This is a genomic window from Thermoflexus sp. (assembly GCF_042408365.1).
Classification (GTDB): Bacteria; Chloroflexota; Anaerolineae; order Thermoflexales; family Thermoflexaceae; genus Thermoflexus.
In genome coordinates this window covers 1-2,113 of the sequence record NZ_JBHOQJ010000203.1, presented here as the reverse complement: position 1 = coordinate 2,113, position 2,113 = coordinate 1, and the positions used below count along the sequence as shown (strand labels likewise).

The window sequence follows — 2,113 nt, the reverse complement described above, 5'->3', positions numbered from 1 at the left end:
CCTTCGGCGTCCGCACCCCACCCACAAGCCCATTTCCTCTTCCAGCAGACCCCGAGTCCCGTGGCCCCTATTATAATTTTGGGTAAAGAGGGTGACTCTATTGAGCTTCGCCCTGGCATGGCGTTTCAGAGTTCTAATATTGGCCAAGTACTGCTTTGTTTGGGGTTTCCGGGGGCTGGGCTGAGGGCCAAAGGCCCCCGGCCCAGCCCCGAAGAATTTTTTCTCTTCTCCTCCCCGCGGCCCTTTGGACCGCGGGGAGGAGAAGAGACCATTCACTTCTTCACCATTACGCTGTCTTTGTCAGAACTTTGAAAAGCCATGTCACCCTGGGAAAGGAATCCGGCGTAAGATGCCAATATAGTAGAAGGTGGGGCGCTTCTTCGGCGCGCCTCCAGATCCCAAGTATCCACTTTCTTTTCACCGAATCCGATTTCAGGAGGTGGGCCATGTCCCGAACCCATCTGTTCCCCCCCGACCGCGTGCACTATGTGTGGAACAACACTCTGCCGCCCGTTATCGAGATCGAACCTGGGGACACGGTGATCTACGAGCTGCGGGATGTGACCGACAACCAGATCACCCCCGCCTCCACGGCTGAGGATCTCACCCGTCTGGATTGGAGCCGCATCTATCCCCTGGCTGGCCCGCTCTACGTAAAGGGCGCCCAGCCGGGGGATGTCCTGGAAGTCGAGATCGTGGATCTACATCCCAAGGGTTGGGGATGGACTGGGATCATCCCCAGCTTCGGGCTTCTGGCAGAGGAATTCGAGCAGCCCTATCTCAAAATCTGGGATCTCTCGCCTGGCGATCACACCTTCTTCCGCGAGGATATCCGCATCCCCCTGGATCCTTTCTGCGGCACCATGGGCGTGGCGCCGAAAGAGCCCGGTGAGCACCCGGTGATGCCGCCCGGACCCTTCGGCGGGAACATGGACATCCGACACCTCACGAAGGGTGCGCGCCTCTTCCTGCCCGTGCAGGTAGAAGGGGCTCTCTTCTCTGTAGGGGATGCCCATGCCGCGCAGGGGGATGGGGAGATCTGCGTCACCGCCATTGAGGCCCCGATGTATGCGGTGCTTCGATTCCACCTCCACAAAGGACGCTCCATCGAAGAGCCCCAGTTCCTCTGTCCAAAACCGCTGACCTCTAAATACGACGAGAAAGGCTACTATGCGACCACGGGGATCGCCCCCGACCTCATGGTGGCTGCCAAGAAGGCCGTGCGGTATATGGTGGACCACATCGCCCATACGTACCGGATGAGCCGCGAAGAGGCCTATATCCTGGCCAGCGTGGTGGTCGATCTGAAGATCAGCGAAGTCGTCGATAAACCGAACTGGATCGTCACGGCTTACATGCCCTTGAGCATTTTCCAGTAATCGCCTGGCCGACTTAGGCCGCCTCACACCCTCGATGGGCTTTCCCCTCCCCACATCCCTTTGGGCTGTGGGGAGGGAGAGAGAAAGGGGGAGGGATGGATGACTCCTCCCCCGGATGTTCTCAGCAGCCTCAAGCGGATAAAGCATAATCGCTGCCCAAAAGGATCCAAGTGTTTCAGCCCAACATGGAACATCCGGATCAGGATCGAGCCGCCCGGGTGGGCGCGAAGTTGCAGGCGCGGGGATGGCGGTTGGCAGTCGCGGAGTCATGCACCGGGGGTCTGCTCAGCCACCGCCTGACGAACGTCCCCGGCAGCTCCACCTATTTCCTCGGCGGGGTGATCGCTTATCGGAACGAGATCAAAACCCGCGTGCTCCATGTTCGCGAGGAGACCCTGGCCCGCTTTGGGGCCATCAGCGCGGAGACCGCCCAGGAGATGGCAGAAGGAGTCCGTCGCCTGTTCCAGGCGGATCTCGCCCTTGCGATCACCGGCGTCGCCGGGCCCGATCCGATCGAAAACCAACCGGTGGGACGGATCTACATCGCCTTGGCCAGCCCTCATGGGATCCAGGTCCGCCAGATCCTCGGCGGGTCCGATCGCCAGGGCAACAAAGCGCTCGCGGTCGAAGCCGCGTTGGAGCTTCTGGAGGCTACACTGGAAGGAAAGCCGCTTCCTGAGAATCCTCAGGGGACTTGAAAGTTGATTTCTTTGCGGGGTGGGGCCGCCTTCGGC

General features: G+C 60.4%; 2 protein-coding genes. Both read left to right on the top strand.

Annotated elements, in window-relative coordinates:
* Window positions 1-446: 446 nt before the first annotated feature.
* Entirely contained in the window at window positions 447-1,379 is a 933-nt protein-coding gene (locus ACFMO5_RS09525) for an acetamidase/formamidase family protein (protein WP_376792514.1), read from the top strand.
* Between the two features lie 170 nt (window positions 1,380-1,549).
* Window positions 1,550-2,077, top strand: coding sequence for a CinA family protein (locus ACFMO5_RS09520; protein ID WP_376792513.1), 528 nt, complete (start codon window positions 1,550-1,552; stop codon window positions 2,075-2,077).
* Window positions 2,078-2,113 lie beyond the last annotated feature (36 nt).

What these genes read in the sequence shown, in the direction of transcription:
- ACFMO5_RS09525 (WP_376792514.1), top strand. Translation starts at nt 447, where the DNA reads ATGTCCCGAACCCATCTGTTCCCCCCCGACCGCGTGCACTATGTGTGG.